Source organism: Streptomyces bobili (assembly GCF_002154575.1).
GTDB lineage: Bacteria > Actinomycetota > Actinomycetes > Streptomycetales > Streptomycetaceae > Streptomyces > Streptomyces bobili.
Genome location: NZ_MUBA01000425.1, coordinates 168 through 3,829, shown reverse-complemented (window position 1 = coordinate 3,829; position 3,662 = coordinate 168). Strand labels below are relative to the sequence as shown.

2 protein-coding genes and 2 pseudogenes are annotated in these 3,662 nt (G+C 71.1%); 3 read left to right on the top strand and 1 reads right to left on the bottom strand.

Annotated features, from left to right (window positions below):
• From BZL64_RS28840 to sucD, 3 genes and pseudogenes are all read left to right on the top strand, one after another.
• A pseudogene (locus BZL64_RS28840) lies at positions 1-505 on the top strand (hypothetical protein); the annotation flags it as partial.
• Between the two features lie 594 nt (positions 506-1,099).
• Positions 1,100-2,278: an ADP-forming succinate--CoA ligase subunit beta gene (sucC, locus tag BZL64_RS28835; protein WP_086772097.1), complete on the top strand. Its 1,179-nt coding sequence runs from the start codon at positions 1,100-1,102 to the stop codon at positions 2,276-2,278.
• 21 nt (positions 2,279-2,299) lie between these two features.
• A complete protein-coding gene (gene sucD, locus BZL64_RS28830; RefSeq protein WP_086772096.1) occupies positions 2,300-3,184 on the top strand; it encodes a succinate--CoA ligase subunit alpha in 885 nt (294 codons plus the stop codon).
• Between the two features lie 103 nt (positions 3,185-3,287).
• Here sucD and BZL64_RS28825 read toward each other — a convergent pair.
• Positions 3,288-3,662, bottom strand: a pseudogene (locus BZL64_RS28825) (RNA polymerase subunit sigma-24); the annotation flags it as partial.

Here is a 3,662-nt window from a genome sequence, read left to right as displayed (position 1 = left end):
GCCGTTCGCCCACGACGTGTCGGCTCCGGTCACGCCGTTCGCCCACGACGTGTCGGCCCCCGCCATCGCCCTCGCGCACGAGGTGGCCGCCCCGGTGCTCGGGTTCGCCGAGGACGTCACGGTGCCCGTCGCCCCGTTCGCCGGGGAGGTGACGGCCCCGGCCGGCCCCTTCGCCCAGGACGTCACCGGCCCGGCCGGACCCTTCGCCCAGGACGTCACCGGCCCGGCCGGTCCCTTCGCCGACGGCGTCGCCTCCCCGGTGGCCCCTTTCACGGAGTCCGTCACCCGTACGGCTCACGGGTTCGCCCGGAATGTGACGGCTCCGGTCACGCCGTTCGCGTACGACGTGAGCGGTGACGCCGGTTCGCTGGCGTACGGGGTGGCCGGTACCGCCGGTTCCGCCGCCCAGGCGCCTGCCGGGCACGCCGTCACGGGTGCCGCCGCGGCCGCCGAGGCGGTCACCCCGGCCTCCGCGTGGGACGCCGTCGACACCTACCGCAGCTGATCCACCGGCCCGCGCACGCGCCGCGCGCACCCGCGCACACCGCGTGCCCCGCACGCGCCCCGCGCACCACGCGCCCCGCGCCGCGCGGGCCCCCAGCTCCCCGTAGGCCCCGTGCCGACGGGGTACCGGCTCCGTGGGAGGAAGGACCCGGACGGCCGAAAGCCGTCGGCCATGTCCGGCCGTCACCCGCGGAACAGGGCCGAGGTCGTCCCCATTGGGGTGGGGACGACCCCGGCCCGAGCCCTCCGGGGCCGCCGCACGGGGTCTCACCGGGTCAACCCCAGCCCGGTGAGGCCCCTCCCGGATCGCTCCCGGCGCCCTTCTCGGCGCCCCTCCGGCCCCTCCCCGGCGCCTCACAACCGGCACCGCGTGCCAGTGATCTCGGCATCATGTGACAGGTATCACCGCTCAGGTGTGACCCGCGATTTAGAGGCCTCCGGCAAGCAGGGATAACCTGCGAGACGGACATGCCGCGCGCTCGGACACCGTGTGCGCCTCCCTTGTGACTGATGACAGACGGCGGACGTCACGTTGCCCTCGCGGCACGCCCACGCAGACAACGAACCGCGAGATCACTGATAGGGACGGAAGCGCGTGGACCTGTTCGAGTACCAGGCGAGGGACCTCTTCGCCAAGCACGATGTACCGGTGCTGGCCGGTGAAGTCATCGACACGCCTGAGGCGGCCCGCGCAGCCACTGAGCGTCTCGGTGGCAAGTCCGTAGTCAAGGCCCAGGTGAAGGTCGGCGGCCGTGGCAAGGCCGGTGGCGTGAAGCTCGCCGCCACCCCGGACGAGGCCGTCGCCCGCGCGACGGACATCCTCGGCATGGACATCAAGGGCCACACGGTCCACAAGGTGATGATCGCCGAGACGGCCCCGGAGATCCTGGAGGAGTACTACGTCTCCTTCCTCCTCGACCGCACCAACCGCACCTTCCTCTCCATCGCCTCCGTCGAGGGCGGCATGGAGATCGAGGAGGTGGCGGCCAACCGCCCCGAGGCCGTCGCCAAGACGCCGATCGACGCCAACGTGGGTGTGACCCCCGAGAAGGCCCGCGAGATCGTCGAAGCCGCGAAGTTCCCGGCCGAGGTCGCCGACAAGGTCGTCAACGTCCTTGTCACCCTGTGGAAGACCTTCATCGAGGAGGACGCCCTCCTCGTCGAGGTCAACCCGCTGGCGAAGGTCGCCTCCGGCGACGTCATCGCCCTCGACGGCAAGGTCTCCCTGGACGAGAACGCGGACTTCCGCCACCCCGACCACGAGGCGCTCGTCGACCACGCGGCGGCCAACCCCCTCGAGGCCGCGGCCAAGGAGAAGAACCTCAACTACGTCAAGCTCGACGGTGAGGTCGGCATCATCGGCAACGGCGCGGGTCTCGTCATGAGCACCCTCGACGTCGTCGCGTACGCCGGTGAGGCGCACGGCGGGGTCAAGCCCGCCAACTTCCTCGACATCGGCGGCGGCGCCTCCGCCGCGGTCATGGCGAACGGCCTGGAGATCATCCTCGGCGACCCGGACGTCAAGTCCGTCTTCGTCAACGTCTTCGGTGGCATCACCGCCTGCGACGAGGTCGCCAACGGCATCGTGCAGGCGCTGCAGCTGCTCAAGGACAAGGGCGAGGAAGTCACCAAGCCGCTCGTCGTCCGCCTCGACGGCAACAACGCCGAGCTGGGTCGCAAGATCCTCTCCGACGCCAACCACCCGCTGGTCCAGCGTGTGGACACCATGGACGGCGCGGCCGACAAGGCCGCCGAGCTCGCGGCTGCGAAGTAAGGAAGAGGGACAGACTCAGCCATGGCTATCTTCCTCAACAAGGACAGCAAGGTCATCGTCCAGGGCATGACCGGTGCCACGGGCATGAAGCACACCAAGCTCATGCTCGCGGACGGCACCAACATCGTCGGTGGCGTGAACCCGCGTAAGGCGGGCACGTCCGTCGACTTCGACGGCACCGAGATCCCGGTCTTCGGCACGGTCGCCGAGGCGATCGAGAAGACGGGCGCCAACGTGTCCGTCCTCTTCGTCCCGCCGGCCTTCGCCAAGGCCGCCGTGGTCGAGGCGATCGACGCCGAGATCCCCCTCGCGGTCGTCATCACCGAGGGCATCGCGGTCCACGACTCGGCGGCGTTCTACGCGTACGCCGTGTCGCAGGGCAACAAGACGCGGATCATCGGCCCGAACTGCCCCGGTCTCATCACGCCGGGCCAGTCGAACGCCGGCATCATCCCGGGTGACATCACGAAGCCGGGCCGCATCGGCCTGGTCTCGAAGTCGGGCACGCTGACCTACCAGATGATGTACGAGCTGCGGGACATCGGCTTCTCGTCGGCCGTCGGCATCGGTGGCGACCCGGTCATCGGCACCACGCACATCGACGCGCTGGCCGCCTTCGAGGCCGACCCCGACACCGACCTGATCGTCATGATCGGTGAGATCGGTGGCGACGCGGAGGAGCGTGCCGCGGCGTTCATCAAGGACAACGTGAAGAAGCCGGTCGTCGGCTACGTCGCGGGCTTCACCGCACCCGAGGGCAAGACCATGGGCCACGCCGGCGCCATCGTCTCAGGCTCCTCCGGTACGGCCGCCGCCAAGCAGGAGGCCCTCGAGGCCGCCGGCGTCAAGGTCGGCAAGACGCCGACCGAGACGGCGAAGCTGGCGCGAGCCATCCTCGGCAGCTGACAACACGGCCTGGCCGTTGAACGCCTGTGGGCCCGTCCCCTTCGCGGGGGCGGGCCCACAGGCGTGTCCGCGGGCGCGCCGCGCTCTCGACGGAGCGTCCGCGTCAGCGGGGCTCCGGCAGGAGTTTCTCCGGGCCGTTCGCGGACTCCGCCCGCAGCTTGGCCCGCAGGGTCAGTTCCGCGGTCGAGAGGGTGCCCGGAGCCGCCTTCGGGGGGACGCCGGGGACCGTTTCGCCGGGCGGGACCGGGGGCTCGTAGCGCGTGGGGGCCGTGTACAGGGTGAGGGCCGTCGCGCCGATGATCGCCACCGTGATGGCGATCGCCGCCCTGGTCCAGAACCGTGCCCGGCGCTCGCTCTCGATGCGCACCGTCGGGGGCTTGGCGGCGCGCAGCCGCTCCGTCGACGCCGTCTTCGCGAGGCGGTGGTGCAGCACCTCCGGTTCCGCCAGATCCGGCAGCCGCTCGGCGATCGCCGAGCG

Bases quoted from the DNA above. Each gene is read 5' to 3' on its own strand.
- sucD (WP_086772096.1), top strand. From the start codon at position 2,300: ATGGCTATCTTCCTCAACAAGGACAGCAAGGTCATCGTCCAGGGCATG.